The sequence below is a fragment of the Klebsiella sp. P1927 genome (genome assembly GCF_018204675.1).
GTDB lineage: Bacteria > Pseudomonadota > Gammaproteobacteria > Enterobacterales > Enterobacteriaceae > Klebsiella > Klebsiella pneumoniae.
The window spans coordinates 4896713-4915077 of the sequence record NZ_CP073377.1 but is presented as its reverse complement, the minus strand read 5'-3'; the positions used below and the strand labels follow the sequence as shown (position 1 = coordinate 4915077).

Here is an 18365-nt window from a genome sequence, read left to right as displayed (position 1 = left end):
ATACACTCAGTGAACATTTTCTTGAAAAGCAAGCAGGCATAGAGATGGTTGAGGATTCACAAGAAACGACGCACTTTGGCTTTCAGACGGTCGCTAAAGAGCAGAAAGCAGATATGGTGGCGCATGTATTCCATTCTGTCGCCGCAAAATATGATGTGATGAACGACCTGATGTCGTTTGGGATCCATCGTTTGTGGAAGCGTTTCACCATCGACTGCAGCGGCGTACGTCGCGGGCAGACCGTGCTGGATCTGGCTGGTGGTACCGGTGATTTGACGGCCAAGTTCTCCCGCCTGGTAGGGGAAACCGGCCGCGTCATGCTTGCTGATATCAATGATTCTATGCTCAAAATGGGCCGCGAAAAGCTGCGCAATATCGGCATCGTAGGCAACGTTGAGTATGTTCAGGCCAACGCGGAAGCCCTGCCTTTTGCTGATAATACCTTTGACTGCATCACCATCTCTTTCGGTCTGCGTAACGTGACCGACAAAGAGAAAGCGCTGCGTTCGATGTATCGCGTGCTGAAGCCGGGCGGACGTCTGCTGGTGCTGGAGTTTTCTAAACCCATTATCGAACCGCTGAGCAAAGCCTACGACGCTTACTCCTTCCATATCCTGCCGAAGGTGGGCGAGCTGGTGGCAAAAGATGGCGACAGCTATCGCTACCTGGCGGAATCTATTCGTATGCATCCGGACCAGGAAACCCTGAAAGGGATGATGCAGGATGCGGGCTTCGAAAACGTGGATTACTACAACCTGACGGCGGGTATCGTTGCTTTGCATCGCGGTTACAAGTTCTGACAGGAGGGACGCTATGCCTTTCACACCCCTGGTTACCGCTGGCATTGAAACGGCGCTGAATACTTTCCTCTGGCGCGACAAAGCGCTTAAACCCGCTCGCCAGCGCCTGCTGGGCAAGGTATTGCGGGTCCAGCTGCAGGATTTCGCCACGCCCGTGGTGCTGGTATTCAGCGAACGCCAGGTTGACGTCCTGAGCGCCTGGGACGGAGAGGCCGATTGCACCGTGATTACCCGGCTCAGCGTGCTGCCAAAACTGCGCAATCGTCAGCAGCTCACGGCGCTTATTCGCAGCGGTGATCTGGAAGTGCAGGGCGATCTGCAGGTGGTGCAGAATATGGTCTCCCTGTGCGACCTGGCAGAGTTTGATCCCGCTGAACTGCTGGCGCCCTATACCGGCGATATTGTGGCCGAAGGCGTCGGTAAAGTCCTGCGCGGCGGCGCTCAGTTTCTGCTGAAGGGCGCAGAGCGCCAGCAGCGCTATGTCGCGGAAGCGATCACTGAAGAGTGGCGCCTGGCGCCGGGGCCGCTGGAGCTGGCCTGGTTTGCTGAAGAGACAACGGCTATTGAGCGCGCGCTGGCCGCACTGGAAAAACGGCTGGAAACGCTGGAGGGCAAATGACGCCAGGAGAATTACGGCGCCTGTATTTCATCATCCACACCTTTTTGAGCTACGGGCTCGATGAGCTCATCCCCAAAATGCGGATCACGCTGCCGCTGCGTATCTGGCGGCGGATGCTGTTCTGGATGCCAAACCGCCATCAGGATCAGCCTCTTGGCGCCCGCCTTCGGCTGGCGCTCCAGGAGCTGGGGCCGGTGTGGATAAAATTCGGCCAGATGCTTTCCACCCGCCGGGATCTCTTTCCGCCGCATATTGCCGATCAGCTAGCGCTGTTGCAGGACCGCGTGGCGCCCTTTGAAGGGAAGCTCGCGCAGCAGCAGATAGAGAAAGCGATGGGGGGGCTGCCGGTCGAGACCTGGTTTGATGATTTCTCCGTTGAGCCGTTAGCCTCGGCGTCCATCGCCCAGGTGCATACCGCGCGTCTGAAGGAGAATGGCAAAGAGGTGGTGATCAAGGTTATCCGCCCGGATATTTTGCCGATCATTAAAGCGGACATGAAGCTCATCTACCGCCTGGCGCGCTGGGTACCGCGTCTGCTGCCTGACGGTCGTCGTCTGCGCCCGCAGGAGGTAGTTCGTGAATATGAAAAAACGCTGCTGGATGAGCTGAACCTGCTGCGGGAATCCGCCAACGCTATTCAGCTGCGGCGTAATTTCGAAGACAGCCCGATGCTGTACGTGCCGGAGGTGTACCCCGACTACTGCAGCGAAAGCATGATGGTAATGGAGCGCATTTACGGTATCCCGGTGTCCGATGTGGAGGCGCTGGAGGCCCAGGGCACCAATATGCAGCTGCTGGCGGAGCGGGGCGTGCAGGTCTTCTTCACCCAGGTGTTCCGCGACAGCTTCTTCCATGCCGATATGCATCCTGGCAACATATTCGTCAGCTACGAGCATCCGGAAGATCCGCAGTATATCGGCATCGACTGCGGTATTGTCGGCTCACTGAACAAAGAAGATAAGCGCTATCTGGCGGAAAACTTTATCGCCTTTTTCAACCGCGATTATCGTAAAGTTGCCGAGCTGCACGTCGATTCCGGTTGGGTTCCGCCCGATACCAACGTTGAAGAGTTTGAGTTCGCGATCCGCACGGTCTGCGAGCCGATCTTTGAGAAGCCGCTGGCGGAGATCTCCTTCGGCCACGTGCTGCTTAATCTGTTCAATACCGCGCGGCGTTTCAATATGGAAGTCCAGCCGCAGCTCGTTTTACTACAGAAGACATTACTTTACGTAGAAGGGGTAGGCCGGCAGCTCTATCCTCAGTTAGACTTGTGGAAAACGGCGAAGCCTTTCCTCGAGTCGTGGATCAAAGATCAGGTCGGCATTCCGGCGCTGGTGCGCGCGTTTAAAGACAAAGCGCCGTTCTGGATCGAAAGAATGCCGGAAATACCTGAGCTGGTGTATCAGAGCCTGCAGCAGAGCAAACAGCTGCAGACCAGCGTCGATACTATTGTGCGGGATATGCGTGTGCGTCATGTGCGCCAGGGCCAATCCCGTTACCTGTTTGGTATAGGCGCGGTTTTATTGCTCAGTGGTACGCTGCTCTTTATCCATCGCCCTGAGTGGGGAATGATGCCCGGTTGGCTGATGGCCGGCGGTGTGGTGACCTGGCTTATTGGCTGGCGGAAAACCCACTGATCGGTTCGCCTCTTCATGACGCAGGCTTATTTGCGCAAAATCATGTCGGCGGCCTGACGAAGAGGCGGCTCGCAGGATGGCGTGTATAATGCGTCCACACAATTCATCATCTGTCATAGGGGAACGTGTATGGGTGGTATCAGTATTTGGCAGTTATTAATTGTTGTCGTCATCGTAGTTCTGCTTTTTGGGACGAAGAAGCTGAGCTCGCTGGGGTCTGACTTAGGGGCATCTATCAAAGGCTTTAAAAAAGCCATGAGTGATGATGATAAACCCGAAAAGTCGGCGCCAGACGCAGATTTCACGGCGAAAACCATCGCCGATAAACAGGATGATGCAAAAAAAGACGAGACAAAACGCCACGACAAAGAGCAGGTGTAACTCGTGTTCGATATTGGTTTTAGTGAACTACTGCTGGTGTTTGTGATTGGCCTCATTGTTCTGGGGCCACAGCGGCTTCCCGTAGCGGTTAAAACGGTAGTTGGCTGGATCCGTACGTTACGCTCGCTGGCGACCACGGTACAAAATGAGCTGGCCCAGGAGCTAAAACTGCAGGAGTTCCAGGAGAGCCTGAAGAAGGTGGAAAAGGCTAGCCTGAATAACCTGACGCCGGAGCTGAAAGCCTCGATGGATGAACTGCGCGAGGCCGCGGAGTCGATGAAGCGCTCCTATAGCGCCCACGATCCCGAAAAAGCCAGCGACGAAGCCAATACCATCCTTAATCCGGTGGTCAAAGGCAGCGAAGCGCAGCGCCAGGACGTCACGCCGGCGACGGCAGAACATCAGGCCAGCGCTCCGGCTCATGCGCCAGATCCCGTTGCCGACGAGCAATCTGCTTCACCGGCTGACCTTCAGGCAGAGAAAACGTCCGCTACGGCGGCAGTTCCCCATTCTTCCCCCGCATCGAGTGATAAACCGTAAACATGGGCGTAGACGATACACAACCGCTAATTTCGCATCTGATTGAGCTGCGCAAGCGTCTGCTCAACAGCATCATTGCTATTCTGGTGATCTTCCTGGCGCTGGTCTATTTCGCCAATGATATCTACCAGCTGGTCTCGGCCCCGCTTATCAGTAAGATGCCTGTGGGCGCGACGATGATCGCCACCGATGTCGCTTCACCTTTCTTTACGCCGATAAAGTTGACCTTCATGGTGTCGGTGATCCTGTCGGTGCCGATTATTCTTTACCAGGTATGGGCCTTCGTCGCGCCGGCGTTGTATAAGCACGAACGCCGGCTGGTGGTGCCTTTACTGGTATCCAGTACCCTGCTGTTCTATATCGGCATGGCTTTCGCCTATTTTGTCGTGTTTCCGCTGGCGTTCGGCTTCCTGACCCATGCGGCGCCGGAAGGGGTGCTGGTCTCGACCGATATTCGCAGCTATCTCGACTTCGTGATGGCGCTGTTTATGGCATTCGGGGTCTCCTTTGAGGTGCCGGTCGCCATTGTGTTGCTCTGCTGGATGGGCGTTACCACGCCGGAAGACTTGCGTAAAAAAAGGCCGTATGTGCTGGTGGGTGCCTTCGTGGTGGGCATGCTGCTGACGCCGCCGGACGTATTCTCGCAGACACTGCTGGCCATTCCGATGTACTGTCTGTTTGAAGTCGGGGTGTTCTTTGCCCGCTTCTACACCGGGAAGCGCCTGACGCGCGATGACGACGCCGCGGCCGAAGCTGAAGCCGCAGAGCACAGAGAAGAGTAATACCGCCAACCGCCCGTCAGGGCGGTTGGCATATGGGAGCGATCATGTTTGATATCGGCGTTAATCTGACCAGTTCGCAGTTTTCCCGCGATCATGATGAGGTAGTGGCGCGCGCCCTGGCGGCGGGGGTTAACGGCATGCTGCTGACCGGCACAAATTTGGCGGAGAGCCAGCAGGCGCAGAAACTGGCGAGCCGCTATTCCGGCTGCTGGTCCACGGCGGGGGTTCATCCCCATGACGGTAGCAGCTGGACGCCAGCGGTCGCCGAGGCGATTTATACCCTCGCCGGCGAGCCGCAGGTGGTGGCGATAGGCGAGTGCGGTCTGGATTTTAACCGGAATTTTTCCACGCCGCACGAGCAGGAGGTAGCGTTCAGCGCCCAGTTGGCGCTGGCCGCTGAGCTGTCGATGCCGGTGTTTTTGCACTGCCGCGACGCCCACGATCGGTTTCTGACGCTGCTTAAACCCTGGCTTGAGAAGATCCCGGGCGCGGTGCTGCACTGCTTTACCGGCAGCCGCAGCGAGGTGCAGGAATGCCTGGATCTGGGCCTGTTTATCGGTATTACCGGTTGGGTATGCGATGAGCGGCGGGGACTGGAGCTGCGCGAGCTGCTGCCGGCGATCCCGGCGGAACGTCTGCTGCTGGAGACCGATGCGCCTTATCTGCTGCCGCGCGACCTCAAGCCGAAACCGGCCTCGCGGCGTAACGAGCCCGCGTATTTGCCGCATATCCTGGCCAGCGTCGCGGCCTGGCGCGGCGAGGAGGCGCAATGGCTGGAGGCGCAAACGGACGCAAACGTCAGGGCGCTGTTTGGCGTTGACATTAACGGCGTTTAGATTTTCTGGAAGTCGGTATTTTTAACGCTCTGCAGGACTTGCTTATTCAGCAGGTTTAACAGCAACATAGAGCGCGCTTCGCCGTCGGGCTCGGTGAAGATCGCCTCCAGGCCTTCAAACGCGCCGTCGGTGATTAGCACGCTATCGCCCTCATGCGGCGTTTCCGGGTCGGTAATCCCTTCCGGTTTGTAGATAGAAAGCTGATGGATGACCGCCGAGGGGACGATAGCGGGTAGGGCGCCAAAGCGCACGAAGTTGTTAACCCCGCGAGTGGCGCTGATGGTGGTGGTATGAATCACCTCTGGATCGAACTCAATAAACAGGTAGTTCGGGAACAACGGTTCGCTGACCATGGTGCGTTTACCGCGAATGATTTTTTCCAGCGCAATCGTCGGCATCAGGCAGTTAACTGACTGACGTTCCAGATGTTCCTGGGCTCGTTGTAGCTGCCCACGTTTGCAATACAGTAAGTACCAGGCTTGCATAATGACTCATTCCACTTCTAATAACGGCAAGCATAACAAATGGCTGGTGTAATCGCGAAAGCCATTATAATTGAAATCCAAATTTCAGCGTTCTTTCACGCTAATTTAACAAAATTACAGCATCGCGCCGTCGAACACCGTATAATTAGCCGCCTGTAGAGAGGTCAATAACACTTCCATGAAATATCACGATCTTCGCGACTTTCTGACACTCCTGGAACAACAGGGCGAACTAAAACGTATCACTCTGCCGGTCGATCCTCACCTGGAAATCACCGAAATTGCCGACCGGACTCTGCGCGCCGGCGGCCCGGCGCTGCTGTTTGAGAATCCGAAAGGCTATACCATGCCGGTGCTGTGCAATCTGTTCGGCACGCCGCGTCGCGTGGCGTTGGGGATGGGGCAGGAGGATGTCAGTTCGCTGCGCGAGGTGGGTAAACTGTTGGCCTTTCTGAAAGAACCTGAGCCGCCAAAAGGCTTCCGCGACCTGTTTGATAAGCTGCCGCAGTTCAAGCAAGTGCTGAATATGCCGACCAAACGCCTGCGTGGCGCCCCCTGTCAGCAAAAAATCATCCAGGGCGATGATGTCGATCTGAATAAAATCCCGATTATGACCTGCTGGCCGGAAGATGCCGCGCCGCTGATCACCTGGGGGTTGACGGTAACCCGCGGGCCGCACAAAGAGCGGCAGAACCTGGGAATTTATCGCCAGCAGCTGATCGGCAAAAACAAACTGATTATGCGCTGGCTGTCTCATCGCGGCGGCGCGCTGGATTTCCAGGAGTGGTGCGCGGCGCGTCCGGGCGAACGCTTCCCGGTTTCCGTGGCGCTTGGCGCCGATCCGGCAACCATTCTTGGCGCGGTGACGCCGGTGCCCGATCCCCTGTCGGAATATGCCTTTGCAGGCCTGCTGCGCGGCACCAAGACCGAAGTGGTTAAGTGCGTCTCCAATGACCTTGAAGTGCCGGCCAGCGCGGAAATTGTGCTAGAAGGCTACATTGAGGCCGGTGAAATGGCGCCGGAAGGCCCGTATGGCGACCACACCGGTTACTACAATGAAGTAGACCAGTTCCCGGTGTTTACGGTAACCCATATTACCCAGCGTGAAGACGCGATTTATCATTCTACCTATACCGGCCGACCGCCCGATGAGCCAGCGGTGCTGGGCGTGGCGCTGAATGAAGTCTTCGTCCCGATCCTGCAAAAGCAGTTCCCGGAAATCGTTGATTTCTATCTGCCGCCGGAAGGGTGCTCCTATCGCCTGGCGGTGGTGACCATGAAAAAACAGTACGCGGGACATGCCAAGCGCGTAATGATGGGCGTCTGGTCGTTCCTGCGCCAGTTTATGTACACCAAGTTCGTGATTGTCTGCGATGACGACGTCAATGCACGCGACTGGAACGATGTGATTTGGGCGATCACTACCCGTATGGACCCGGCTCGTGATACGGTACTGGTAGAGAATACGCCAATTGATTATCTGGATTTTGCCTCGCCGGTTTCCGGCCTGGGTTCAAAAATGGGGCTGGATGCCACCAATAAATGGCCTGGCGAAACCCAGCGTGAATGGGGTCGCCCAATCAAAAAAGATCCTGCCGTTACGGCGCGTATTGACGCCATCTGGGATGAACTGGCCATCTTTAAACAACAGTAAGCGGGGCTAACGCCGCTGTTTTGCTCTATTGACCCGACAGAGGGGACGCATGACAACCTTAAGCTGTAAAGTGACCTCGGTGGAGGCGATTACCGATACCGTATATCGTGTTCGATTAGTGCCGGAAGCGGCATTTTCCTTCCGTGCCGGCCAGTATCTGATGGTGGTAATGGATGAGCGCGACAAGCGCCCGTTCTCCATGGCTTCCACGCCGGCGGAACAGGAATTTATCGAGCTGCATATCGGCGCCTCGGAGCTCAATCTGTACGCGATGGCGGTCATGGATCGCATTCTGAAAGAGCGTGAAATTGAGGTTGATATTCCGCATGGCGAAGCGTGGCTGCGCGATGACGAAGATCGCCCGCTGATTCTGATCGCCGGCGGTACCGGATTCTCTTATGTGCGTTCTATTCTGTTAAGCGCGCTGGCGCGTAACCCGGATCGCGATATCGCCATTTATTGGGGCGGTCGCGAGGCTAAGCATCTGTACGATCTGGCCGAGCTGGAAGCGTTAAGCATCAAGCATCCGAATCTGCGCATCGAGCCGGTGGTTGAACAGCCGGAAGAAGGGTGGCGTGGTCGCTCAGGTACGGTACTCACCGCCGTGCTGCAGGATTACGGTACGCTGGCCGAGCATGACATCTACATTGCTGGTCGTTTTGAGATGGCCAAGATCGCTCGCGACCTGTTCTGTAATGAGCGCGGCGCGCGTGAAGATCGCCTGTTTGGCGATGCGTTTGCGTTTATCTGAAAATAAAAAAACCCGCCCCTGACAGGCGGGAAGAACGGCAACTAAACCTGCTCTCTTCGCCATAGCCGCCAGGTTCTGGTGGCAATGGCGTTGAGATACCCTTTCGCTTAAACCCGCTCAAACACGGTAGCGATCCCTTGTCCCAGGCCGATACACATGGTGGCGAGGCCGAACTGAGCGTCTTTGCGCTCCATCTGGTTGATCAGCGTGGTGCTAATACGCGCCCCGGAACAGCCCAGCGGATGACCGAGCGCGATCGCCCCGCCGTTGAGGTTGATCTTCTCATCGATCTGCTCCATTAAGCCCAGATCTTTAATACACGGTAGGATCTGCGCGGCAAATGCTTCATTCATTTCAAAAACGTCGATATTGCTGGTGGATAAGCCCGCTTTTTTCAGCGCCAGCTTTGAGGCCGGAACCGGGCCATAACCCATAATGGACGGGTCGCAGCCGACCACCGCCATTGAACGGACGCGAGCGCGCGGCTTCAGCCCCAGCTCGCGAGCGCGGCTTTCGCTCATCAGCAGCATCGCCGCTGCGCCATCGGAAAGGGCGGAAGAGGTACCCGCCGTTACCGTACCGGTCACCGGGTCAAACGCCGGTTTAAGCGTGGACAGCGTCTCGACGGTGGTTTCCGGGCGGATCACCTCGTCATAGTTAAAGGACTTGAGTACGCCATCGGCATCGTGGCCGCCGGTGGGGATAATCTCCGCTTTGAATGCGCCGGACTGGGTTGCGGCCCAGGCACGAGCGTGAGAGCGCGCGGCGAACTGATCCTGCATCTCGCGGCTAATACCGTGCAGACGCGCCAGCATCTCCGCAGTCAGCCCCATCATCCCTGCCGCCTTTGCCACGTTGCGGCTGAGGCCCGGATGGAAATCGACGCCATGGCTCATTGGCACATGGCCCATGTGCTCGACGCCGCCAATCAGGCAGACGCTGGCATCGCCGGTCATGATCATACGGGCCGCATCGTGCAGCGCCTGCATGGAAGAACCGCACAGACGGTTGACCGTATTTGCTGGTACCGAATGCGGGATCTCCGCCAGCAGCGCCGCGTTTCGGGCGATGTTAAAACCCTGCTCGAGGGTTTGCTGCACGCAACCCCAGTAGATATCGTCTATCGCGCTTGCCTCAAGCGACGGATTGCGCGACAGCAGGCTACGCATCAGGTGCGCGGAGAGGTCTTCCGCGCGCACGTGGCGAAATGCGCCGCCCTTCGAACGGCCCATCGGGGTGCGAATTGCATCGACAATGACAACCTGTTCCATTGTGACTCCTTAAGCCGTTTTCAGAGCGCCAACCGGACGGGCTGGCTCTACCTGGGGATAATACGCTTCGTTATGGCGCGCTTTGTCACGCAGACCGGCTGGCACTTCATACAGCGGGCCAAGGTGCTGGTATTGCTGCGCTATATCGAGATACTTCGCGCTGCCGATGGTGTCCAGCCAGCGGAATGCGCCGCCGTGGAACGGAGGGAAGCCCAGGCCGTATACCAGCGCCATATCCGCTTCCGCCGGGCTGGCGATAATGCCTTCTTCCAGGCAGCGGACGACTTCGTTAACCATCGGGATCATCATGCGGGCGATAATCTCTTCATCGCTGAAATCGCGCTTCGACTGGCTGACGTCGGCCAGCAGGCTGTCGACGGCAGCATCTTCTTCTTTCTTCGGCTTACCTTTGCTGTCGTCTTTATAGCGCCAGAAGCCGAGGCCGTTCTTCTGGCCGAAACGGTTGGCGTCAAACAGGGCGTCGATGGCGTCGCGATAATCTTTCTGCATCCGCTGCGGGAAGCCCGCCGCCATGACCGCCTGAGCATGGTGCGCGGTATCGATGCCGACCACGTCCAGTAGATAAGCCGGGCCCATCGGCCAGCCAAACTGTTTCTCCATCACTTTGTCGACTTTGCGGAAGTCCGCTCCGTCGCGCAGCAGCTGGCTGAAGCCGGCGAAGTAGGGGAACAGTACCCGGTTGACGAAGAAGCCGGGACAATCATTCACCACGATCGGCGTTTTGCCCATTTTGCTGGCCCAGGCCACCACTTTGGCAATGGTATTATCCGAGGTTTTTTCGCCGCGGATCACTTCAACCAGCGGCATGCGATGCACCGGGTTAAAGAAGTGCATACCGCAGAAGTTTTCCGGGCGCTGCAGAACGCTGGCCAGCTCGCTGATGGGGATCGTTGAGGTGTTGGACGCCAGCACGGTATCCGGGCGCACTTTTGACTCGGTTTCCGCTAGTACGGCTTTCTTCACTTTCGGGTTTTCGACCACCGCTTCAACAACCACGTCGACGCGATCAAAACCGCTGTATTCCAGGGTTGGCTGAATGGTGCTTATCACTCCGGCCAGCTTCAGACCGTCGATTTTGCCGCGTTCCAGCTGTTTATTCAGCAGCTTCGCCGCTTCGGTCATGCCAAGGGTCAGCGATTTGTCGCTGATGTCTTTCATCACCACCGGCACGCCCTTCCAGGCCGACTGGTAAGCGATACCGCCGCCCATAATGCCAGCGCCCAGGACGGCAGCATGCTTCGGCGTCTCGACATCTTTGGTCAGCTTTTTCGCTTTCGCTTTGACGTACTGGTCGTTCAGGAAGATACCAACCAGCGCGCGGGCCTCATTGGTATGGGCCAGCGGGACAAAGCTTTTATTTTCCAGCACCAGGGCTTCTTCACGACCAAGACGCGCGGCGGCTTCAATGGTTTTGACCGCGGTGATCGGCGCCGGGTAATGCTTCCCGGCGGTTTGCGCGACCATGCCTTTGGCAATCGTGAAGCTCATGGCGGCTTCAATTTTGCTGAGCTTCAGCGGCTCCAGCTTCGGCTGACGTTTCGCTTTCCAGTCCAGGTCGCCATTCATGGCCTGACGTAGGATCGCCAGCGCGCCGTCGCGTAGTTTTTCCGCAGCGACCACGCCATCCACCAGGCCGATTTTCAGTGCTTGATCGGCGCCGACGTCTTTCCCGGCGGCAATAATTTCCAGCGCGCTATCGGCGCCGAGCAGGCGCGGCAGACGCACGGAACCGCCGAAGCCCGGCATAATGCCGAGCTTGGTTTCCGGCAGCCCAATGCGCAGGTCCGGCGTCGCCAGGCGGTAATCGGTCGCCAGCACGCATTCGCAACCGCCGCCCAGCGCATAGCCATTGACGGCAGAGATAGTGGGGACGGGGAGATCTTCCAGACGATTGAAGACGCTGTTAGCAAAATGCAGCCACTGGCTTAACTGCTCCTCAGGGACCAGGAACAGCGAGAGGAATTCGGTGATATCCGCGCCGACGATAAATGCCGCTTTTTCAGAGCGCAGCAGCAGACCTTTGAGATCGCTTTGTTTTTCCAGTACGTCCAGCGCATGACCGAGGCTGGCTACGGTTGCGGTATCAAGCTTGTTGACCGAACCTGGGGCATCGAACACCAGTTCGGCGATGCCATCTTCCAGCCAGTCGAGGTACAGGGTGTCGCCTTTGTAGAGCATGTCAGTCTCCTGAATCCAGCAATATGATCTGGTCATACCAGATGAGACGGAGTGTGGAATTTATGTTAAAGAATTGCAAATTACTCTTTAAATAATTGCTGGTCGGATCACATCCGGCGGAAATCACCCGCACGCAGGTCGATGTGCTAAGATGCGGTGTATCACGATCCCATAAAAGTAAAGGATAAAAGATGGAATCCCTGGCCGCGCTCTATAAAAATCATATTGTTACCCTACAAGAACGTACCCGCGACGTCCTGGCCCGTTTTCAAATGGATGCTCTGCTGATTCACTCCGGCGAGCTGGTTAACGTCTTCCTTGATGACCATCCGTACCCGTTCAAGGTCAATCCGCAGTTCAAAGCCTGGGTGCCTGTGACTCAGGTGCCTAACTGCTGGCTGCTGGTGGACGGTGTGAATAAACCGAAGCTGTGGTTCTATCTGCCGGTAGATTACTGGCATAACGTTGAGCCGTTGCCGACCTCTTTCTGGACCGAAGAGATAGACGTGATCGCGCTACCGAAGGCCGATGGCATCGGCAGCCAGCTGCCTGCCGCTCGCGGTAATATTGGCTATATCGGCCCGGTGCCTGAGCGCGCGCTGGGCCTGGGTATCGCCGCGGATAAGATCAACCCGAAAGGGGTTATCGACTACCTGCATTACTACCGGGCTTACAAAACCGATTACGAGCTGGCCTGCATGCGTGAAGCGCAGAAGTCGGCGGTGAATGGTCATCGTGCGGCCTACGAAGCTTTCCAGTCGGGGATGAGCGAATTCGATATCAACCAGGCCTATCTCACCGCCACCGGCCATCGTGATACCGACGTGCCTTACAGCAATATTGTCGCGCTGAATGAGCATGCCTCCGTCCTGCACTACACCAAACTGGACCATCGTGCCCCGGCGGAGATGCGCAGTTTCCTGCTCGACGCCGGTGCGGAATATAACGGCTATGCCGCAGATCTGACGCGCACCTGGGCGGCGCACGGCGATAACGACTTTGCCCATCTGATCAAAGACGTTAACGATGAGCAGCAGGCGCTGATTAGTACCATGAAGGCCGGTACCAGTTACATTGATTACCATATCCAGTTCCATCAGCGTATCGCGAAGCTGTTGCGTAAACACCAGTTGGTTACCGACATGAGCGAAGAGGCGATGGTGGAGAATGACCTGACCGGGCCGTTTATGCCGCACGGGATTGGCCATCCGCTGGGTCTGCAGGTGCATGATGTCGCTGGCTTTATGCAGGATGACACCGGTACGCATCTGGCGGCGCCGTCGAAATACCCGTATCTGCGCTGCACCCGTATTATCGAGCCGCGGATGGTGTTAACTATTGAACCCGGCATCTACTTCATCGAGTCGTTACTGGCGCCGTGGCGTGAAGGCCCGTTCAGCAAGCACTTTAACTGGCAAAAAATTGACGCCATGAAGCCGTTCGGTGGGATCCGTATCGAAGATAACGTGGTGATTCACGAAAACAGTATCGAAAATATGACGCGCGATCTGAAGCTGGCCTGATGGAGAGCTGGTTAATCCCGGCGGCGCCGGTTACCGTCGTTGAGGAGATTAAAAAAAGCCGTTTTATCACGCTGTTGGCGCATACCGACGGCGTGGCGGCGGCAAAAGCTTTTGTCGAGTCCGTCAGAGCGGATCACCCTGATGCCCGCCACCACTGCGTGGCGTGGGTCGCGGGGCCGCCTGATGATTCGCAACAGCTGGGGTTTTCAGACGATGGCGAACCGGCGGGAACGGCGGGTAAACCGATGCTGGCACAGCTGATGGGAAGCGGCGTCGGCGAGATAACCGCTGTCGTCGTGCGTTACTACGGTGGTATCCTGCTGGGCACCGGTGGTCTGGTTAAGGCCTATGGCGGCGGGGTGCATCAGGCGCTGGCGCAGCTGACGACGCTGCGCAAGACGCCGTTAACGGCATATACTTTGCAGTGTGAGTATGGGCAACTGGCCGGCGTCGAAGCGCTGCTCGCCCAATTCTCCGGAAACGTCGTTGAAAGCGAATATCTGGCGTCAGTTCGGCTGCGCGTGGCGCTTCCCCAGGCCGAAGTGGCGGCTTTTTCAGCAAGACTGGCTGATTTTAGTCGTGGTTCATTGCAATTACTGAAGATTAACGAATAATCCCCTCTGTTTTTTGCCTATCAAAGGAAGCGCCAGAGATGCATTTTCGCGCCATAACCCGAATCGTTGGACTGCTGGTCATCTTGTTTTCGGGGACGATGATCGTCCCGGGATTAGTGGCCCTGATATATCGCGATGGCGCGGGACGGGCCTTCACTCAAACCTTCTTTGTCGCTCTGGCGATCGGCTCCATGCTGTGGTGGCCGAACCGTAAGCAAAAAGGCGAACTGAAATCTCGTGAAGGGTTTCTGATCGTGGTGCTGTTCTGGACCGTGCTGGGGAGCGTGGGGGCCTTGCCCTTTATCTTCTCCGAACAGCCGAACCTGACGGTGACGGATGCCTTCTTCGAGTCATTTTCCGGCCTGACGACGACCGGGGCGACCACTCTGGTGGGGCTGGACTCGCTTCCGCACGCTATCCTCTTTTATCGCCAGATGCTGCAGTGGTTCGGCGGCATGGGGATCATTGTGCTGGCGGTAGCGATTCTGCCTATCCTCGGCGTCGGGGGGATGCAGCTCTACCGCGCGGAAATGCCCGGCCCGCTGAAGGATAACAAGATGCGTCCGCGTATTGCCGAGACGGCGAAGACATTGTGGCTCATCTATGTGTTACTCACGATCGCCTGCGCATTGGCGCTCTGGTTTGCCGGTATGCCGGCGTTCGATGCGATCGGGCACAGTTTCGCCACCATCGCCATCGGCGGTTTCTCGACTCACGATGCCAGCGTCGGCTATTTCAACAGCCCGATGATCAACTCCATCATTGCCATCTTCCTGCTGATCTCCGGCTGTAACTACGGTCTGCATTTTTCGTTGTTGAGCGGACGCAGCCTGAAGGTGTACTGGCGCGACCCCGAATTTAGGATGTTCATTGGCGTCCAGTTGACGCTGGTCATCGTCTGTACGCTGGTGCTATGGCTTCATAACGTGTACGGCTCGGTGTTGACGACGCTGAACCAGGCGTTTTTCCAGGTGGTGTCGATGGCGACCACCGCGGGGTTCACCACCGATAGCATTGCACGCTGGCCGCTGTTCCTTCCGGTGCTGTTGCTGTGCTCCGCATTTATCGGCGGCTGCGCTGGCTCCACGGGCGGTGGATTAAAAGTGATCCGTATCCTGTTGCTGTTCAAGCAGGGCAACCGTGAGCTGAAGCGTTTGGTGCACCCGAATGCGGTGTATAGCATTAAATTAGGTAACCGCGCGCTGCCGGAACGTATTCTGGAAGCGGTATGGGGATTCTTCTCCGCCTATGCGCTGGTCTTTATCATTAGTATGCTGGCGATTATCGCCACCGGGGTGGATGACTTCTCTGCTTTCGCCTCCGTGGTGGCGACATTGAACAACCTCGGGCCTGGGCTCGGCGTCGTCGCGGATAACTTTGCCACCATGAACCCGGTCGCGAAATGGATCCTGATTGCTAATATGCTGTTTGGTCGTCTGGAAGTGTTCACCTTACTGGTGCTCTTTACCCCCACTTTCTGGCGCGAATAACAGGAGTGCTCGTGAAAACTTTAATTCTCTTCTCCACCCGCGACGGGCAGACCCGTGAAATCGCTTCGTTTCTCGCCTCTGAGCTTAAAGAGCTGGGCATCGATGCGGACACCCTGAACCTGAACCGTACCGATGTCGTCGAATGGCATCACTACGATCGGGTGGTCATTGGCGCGTCGATTCGCTATGGGCACTTTCATCCGGCGGTGGACCGCTTTGTGAAAAAGCATCTGGCAGCATTGCAGGCGCTGCCGGGGGCATTCTTTTCGGTTAACCTGGTGGCGCGTAAACCCGAGAAGCGCACGCCGCAGACCAACAGCTATACGCGTAAGTTTCTGCTGAACTCGCCGTGGCAGCCGCAGAGCTGCGCGGTATTTGCCGGCGCGCTGCGCTACCCGCGCTACAGCTGGTACGATCGGTTTATGATCCGCCTGATTATGAAAATGACCGGGGGTGAAACGGATACCCGCAAAGAAGTGGTCTATACCGACTGGCAACAGGTATCCCGGTTTGCTCGGGAAATCGCACAAATGGCGCGCAAATAGCGCGTAAAACTCGCGTTGTGATGGAAAATCGAGCGAACGAAAAGTTTTTTTGCATTTCCCCTTGTCACCTCAGAATTACTCCCTATAATGCGCCTCCACTGACACGGAACAACGGCAAGCAAGCCGCCGGGTCAGCGGGGTTCCGGTGAGAACCTCGCAGAGAAAAGCAAAAATAAATGCTTGACTCTGCAGCGGGAAAGCGTAATATGCACACCCCGAGCCGCAGCGAAAACGAAGCGGCACTGCTCTTTAACAATTTATCAGACAATCTGTGTGGGCACTCAAAGTGACATGGATTCTTAACGTCCTCGGACGAAAAATGAATACCAAGTCTCAAGAGTGAACACGTAATTCATTACGAAGTTTAATTCTTTGAGCATCAAACTTAAATTGAAGAGTTTGATCATGGCTCAGATTGAACGCTGGCGGCAGGCCTAACACATGCAAGTCGAGCGGTAGCACAGAGAGCTTGCTCTCGGGTGACGAGCGGCGGACGGGTGAGTAATGTCTGGGAAACTGCCTGATGGAGGGGGATAACTACTGGAAACGGTAGCTAATACCGCATAACGTCGCAAGACCAAAGTGGGGGACCTTCGGGCCTCATGCCATCAGATGTGCCCAGATGGGATTAGCTAGTAGGTGGGGTAACGGCTCACCTAGGCGACGATCCCTAGCTGGTCTGAGAGGATGACCAGCCACACTGGAACTGAGACACGGTCCAGACTCCTACGGGAGGCAGCAGTGGGGAATATTGCACAATGGGCGCAAGCCTGATGCAGCCATGCCGCGTGTGTGAAGAAGGCCTTCGGGTTGTAAAGCACTTTCAGCGGGGAGGAAGGCGATAAGGTTAATAACCTTGTCGATTGACGTTACCCGCAGAAGAAGCACCGGCTAACTCCGTGCCAGCAGCCGCGGTAATACGGAGGGTGCAAGCGTTAATCGGAATTACTGGGCGTAAAGCGCACGCAGGCGGTCTGTCAAGTCGGATGTGAAATCCCCGGGCTCAACCTGGGAACTGCATTCGAAACTGGCAGGCTAGAGTCTTGTAGAGGGGGGTAGAATTCCAGGTGTAGCGGTGAAATGCGTAGAGATCTGGAGGAATACCGGTGGCGAAGGCGGCCCCCTGGACAAAGACTGACGCTCAGGTGCGAAAGCGTGGGGAGCAAACAGGATTAGATACCCTGGTAGTCCACGCCGTAAACGATGTCGATTTGGAGGTTGTGCCCTTGAGGCGTGGCTTCCGGAGCTAACGCGTTAAATCGACCGCCTGGGGAGTACGGCCGCAAGGTTAAAACTCAAATGAATTGACGGGGGCCCGCACAAGCGGTGGAGCATGTGGTTTAATTCGATGCAACGCGAAGAACCTTACCTGGTCTTGACATCCACAGAACTTTCCAGAGATGGATTGGTGCCTTCGGGAACTGTGAGACAGGTGCTGCATGGCTGTCGTCAGCTCGTGTTGTGAAATGTTGGGTTAAGTCCCGCAACGAGCGCAACCCTTATCCTTTGTTGCCAGCGGTCCGGCCGGGAACTCAAAGGAGACTGCCAGTGATAAACTGGAGGAAGGTGGGGATGACGTCAAGTCATCATGGCCCTTACGACCAGGGCTACACACGTGCTACAATGGCATATACAAAGAGAAGCGACCTCGCGAGAGCAAGCGGACCTCATAAAGTATGTCGTAGTCCGGATTGGAGTCTGCAACTCGACTCCATGAAGTCGGAATCGCTAGTAATCGTAGATCAGAATGCTACGGTGAATACGTTCCCGGGCCTTGTACACACCGCCCGTCACACCATGGGAGTGGGTTGCAAAAGAAGTAGGTAGCTTAACCTTCGGGAGGGCGCTTACCACTTTGTGATTCATGACTGGGGTGAAGTCGTAACAAGGTAACCGTAGGGGAACCTGCGGTTGGATCACCTCCTTACCTTAAAGAACCTGCCTTTGCAGTGCTCACACAGATTGTCTGATGAAAAACAGCAGTAAAAACCTCTACAGGCTTGTAGCTCAGGTGGTTAGAGCGCACCCCTGATAAGGGTGAGGTCGGTGGTTCAAGTCCACTCAGGCCTACCAAATTTGCGAAGCAAATTTGAAGAGGTTGCAAACGATGGGGCTATAGCTCAGCTGGGAGAGCGCCTGCTTTGCACGCAGGAGGTCTGCGGTTCGATCCCGCATAGCTCCACCATCTTTACTGCGAACACAAGAAAACTTCAGAGTGAACCTGAAAAGGTGCACTGC

The 18365-nt window shown here is 56.4% G+C and carries 16 protein-coding genes, 2 tRNA genes and 1 rRNA gene; 16 read left to right on the top strand and 3 right to left on the bottom strand.

What is annotated here, in order from left to right:
- The first annotated feature begins 44 nt into the window (after positions 1 to 44).
- From ubiE to tatD, 7 genes are all read left to right on the top strand, one after another.
- The gene (ubiE, locus tag KB892_RS24500; RefSeq protein ID WP_002883421.1) at positions 45 to 800 is read left to right on the top strand and encodes a bifunctional demethylmenaquinone methyltransferase/2-methoxy-6-polyprenyl-1,4-benzoquinol methylase UbiE; all 756 of its coding nucleotides are present in this window, start codon (positions 45 to 47) and stop codon (positions 798 to 800) included.
- Between the two features lie 13 nt (positions 801 to 813).
- On the top strand, positions 814 to 1419 hold the full coding sequence (gene ubiJ / locus KB892_RS24495; RefSeq protein WP_002883422.1) for a ubiquinone biosynthesis protein UbiJ: 606 nt from the start codon (positions 814 to 816) through the stop codon (positions 1417 to 1419).
- A complete protein-coding gene (ubiB, locus tag KB892_RS24490) occupies positions 1416 to 3056 on the top strand; it encodes a ubiquinone biosynthesis regulatory protein kinase UbiB (protein ID WP_002883424.1) in 1641 nt (546 codons plus the stop codon). Before ubiJ ends, ubiB begins: the two co-directional genes overlap by 4 nt.
- A gap of 129 nt (positions 3057 to 3185) precedes the next feature.
- Positions 3186 to 3437 (top strand): Sec-independent protein translocase subunit TatA, encoded by a 252-nt coding sequence (gene tatA / locus KB892_RS24485; protein ID WP_002883425.1) that lies wholly within the window; start codon positions 3186 to 3188, stop codon positions 3435 to 3437.
- 3 nt (positions 3438 to 3440) lie between these two features.
- Positions 3441 to 3977 carry a Sec-independent protein translocase protein TatB gene (gene tatB, locus KB892_RS24480; RefSeq protein ID WP_002883426.1) on the top strand — a complete coding sequence of 179 codons (537 nt, stop codon included), beginning with the start codon at positions 3441 to 3443 and terminating at the stop codon, positions 3975 to 3977.
- Between the two features lie 2 nt (positions 3978 to 3979).
- Complete coding sequence (gene tatC, locus KB892_RS24475) at positions 3980 to 4759, top strand: Sec-independent protein translocase subunit TatC (protein WP_002883427.1); 780 nt, start codon at positions 3980 to 3982, stop codon at positions 4757 to 4759.
- Positions 4760 to 4791: 32 nt separating this feature from the next.
- Positions 4792 to 5595 carry a 3'-5' ssDNA/RNA exonuclease TatD gene (tatD, locus tag KB892_RS24470; RefSeq protein WP_004146458.1) on the top strand — a complete coding sequence of 268 codons (804 nt, stop codon included), beginning with the start codon at positions 4792 to 4794 and terminating at the stop codon, positions 5593 to 5595.
- Here tatD and rfaH read toward each other — a convergent pair.
- Complete coding sequence (gene rfaH / locus KB892_RS24465; RefSeq protein WP_002883430.1) at positions 5592 to 6080, bottom strand: transcription/translation regulatory transformer protein RfaH; 489 nt, start codon at positions 6078 to 6080, stop codon at positions 5592 to 5594. The two genes, tatD and rfaH, sit on opposite strands and share 4 nt — an antisense overlap.
- Before the next feature lie 178 nt (positions 6081 to 6258).
- Here rfaH and ubiD point away from each other — a divergent pair, with 178 nt between their 5' ends.
- A complete protein-coding gene (gene ubiD, locus KB892_RS24460; RefSeq protein WP_002883447.1) occupies positions 6259 to 7734 on the top strand; it encodes a 4-hydroxy-3-polyprenylbenzoate decarboxylase in 1476 nt (491 codons plus the stop codon).
- A 49-nt stretch (positions 7735 to 7783) separates the two neighbouring features.
- A complete protein-coding gene (gene fre, locus KB892_RS24455; protein WP_002883448.1) occupies positions 7784 to 8485 on the top strand; it encodes an NAD(P)H-flavin reductase in 702 nt (233 codons plus the stop codon).
- A gap of 107 nt (positions 8486 to 8592) precedes the next feature.
- Here fre and fadA read toward each other — a convergent pair whose 3' ends face one another.
- Together fadA and fadB are read right to left on the bottom strand one after the other, a co-directional pair.
- Positions 8593 to 9756 (bottom strand): acetyl-CoA C-acyltransferase FadA, encoded by a 1164-nt coding sequence (fadA, locus tag KB892_RS24450; protein WP_004152058.1) that lies wholly within the window; start codon positions 9754 to 9756, stop codon positions 8593 to 8595.
- A 9-nt stretch (positions 9757 to 9765) separates the two neighbouring features.
- Complete coding sequence (gene fadB, locus KB892_RS24445) at positions 9766 to 11955, bottom strand: fatty acid oxidation complex subunit alpha FadB (RefSeq protein ID WP_004152059.1); 2190 nt, start codon at positions 11953 to 11955, stop codon at positions 9766 to 9768.
- 191 nt (positions 11956 to 12146) lie between these two features.
- Here fadB and pepQ point away from each other — a divergent pair, with 191 nt between their 5' ends.
- From pepQ to KB892_RS24410, 7 genes are all read left to right on the top strand, one after another.
- Positions 12147 to 13478 carry a Xaa-Pro dipeptidase gene (pepQ, locus tag KB892_RS24440; protein ID WP_004152060.1) on the top strand — a complete coding sequence of 444 codons (1332 nt, stop codon included), beginning with the start codon at positions 12147 to 12149 and terminating at the stop codon, positions 13476 to 13478.
- Positions 13478 to 14092: an IMPACT family protein gene (locus KB892_RS24435; RefSeq protein ID WP_002883449.1), complete on the top strand. Its 615-nt coding sequence runs from the start codon at positions 13478 to 13480 to the stop codon at positions 14090 to 14092. Before pepQ ends, KB892_RS24435 begins: the two co-directional genes overlap by 1 nt.
- A gap of 38 nt (positions 14093 to 14130) precedes the next feature.
- A complete protein-coding gene (trkH, locus tag KB892_RS24430) occupies positions 14131 to 15582 on the top strand; it encodes a Trk system potassium transporter TrkH (protein WP_002883450.1) in 1452 nt (483 codons plus the stop codon).
- An 11-nt stretch (positions 15583 to 15593) separates the two neighbouring features.
- A complete protein-coding gene (hemG, locus tag KB892_RS24425) occupies positions 15594 to 16127 on the top strand; it encodes a menaquinone-dependent protoporphyrinogen IX dehydrogenase (RefSeq protein ID WP_002883453.1) in 534 nt (177 codons plus the stop codon).
- Positions 16128 to 16514: 387 nt separating this feature from the next.
- Positions 16515 to 18054, top strand: a 16S ribosomal RNA gene (locus KB892_RS24420).
- Positions 18055 to 18123: 69 nt separating this feature from the next.
- A tRNA-Ile gene (locus KB892_RS24415) sits at positions 18124 to 18200 on the top strand.
- Positions 18201 to 18236: 36 nt separating this feature from the next.
- A tRNA-Ala gene (locus KB892_RS24410) sits at positions 18237 to 18312 on the top strand.
- The last annotated feature ends 53 nt before the right edge of the window (positions 18313 to 18365 follow it).

Coding starts and splice junctions, on each gene's coding strand:
- ubiD (WP_002883447.1), top strand. CDS start 6,259: ATGAAATATCACGATCTTCGCGACTTTCTGACACTCCTGGAACAACAG.
- KB892_RS24435 (WP_002883449.1), top strand. CDS start 13,478: ATGGAGAGCTGGTTAATCCCGGCGGCGCCGGTTACCGTCGTTGAGGAG.
- pepQ (WP_004152060.1), top strand. CDS start 12,147: ATGGAATCCCTGGCCGCGCTCTATAAAAATCATATTGTTACCCTACAA.
- ubiJ (WP_002883422.1), top strand. CDS start 814: ATGCCTTTCACACCCCTGGTTACCGCTGGCATTGAAACGGCGCTGAAT.
- rfaH (WP_002883430.1), bottom strand. CDS start 6,080: ATGCAAGCCTGGTACTTACTGTATTGCAAACGTGGGCAGCTACAACGA.
- ubiE (WP_002883421.1), top strand. CDS start 45: ATGGTTGAGGATTCACAAGAAACGACGCACTTTGGCTTTCAGACGGTC.
- fadA (WP_004152058.1), bottom strand. CDS start 9,756: ATGGAACAGGTTGTCATTGTCGATGCAATTCGCACCCCGATGGGCCGT.
- tatA (WP_002883425.1), top strand. CDS start 3,186: ATGGGTGGTATCAGTATTTGGCAGTTATTAATTGTTGTCGTCATCGTA.
- fadB (WP_004152059.1), bottom strand. CDS start 11,955: ATGCTCTACAAAGGCGACACCCTGTACCTCGACTGGCTGGAAGATGGC.
- ubiB (WP_002883424.1), top strand. CDS start 1,416: ATGACGCCAGGAGAATTACGGCGCCTGTATTTCATCATCCACACCTTT.
- tatD (WP_004146458.1), top strand. CDS start 4,792: ATGGGAGCGATCATGTTTGATATCGGCGTTAATCTGACCAGTTCGCAG.
- fre (WP_002883448.1), top strand. CDS start 7,784: ATGACAACCTTAAGCTGTAAAGTGACCTCGGTGGAGGCGATTACCGAT.
- tatC (WP_002883427.1), top strand. CDS start 3,980: ATGGGCGTAGACGATACACAACCGCTAATTTCGCATCTGATTGAGCTG.
- trkH (WP_002883450.1), top strand. CDS start 14,131: ATGCATTTTCGCGCCATAACCCGAATCGTTGGACTGCTGGTCATCTTG.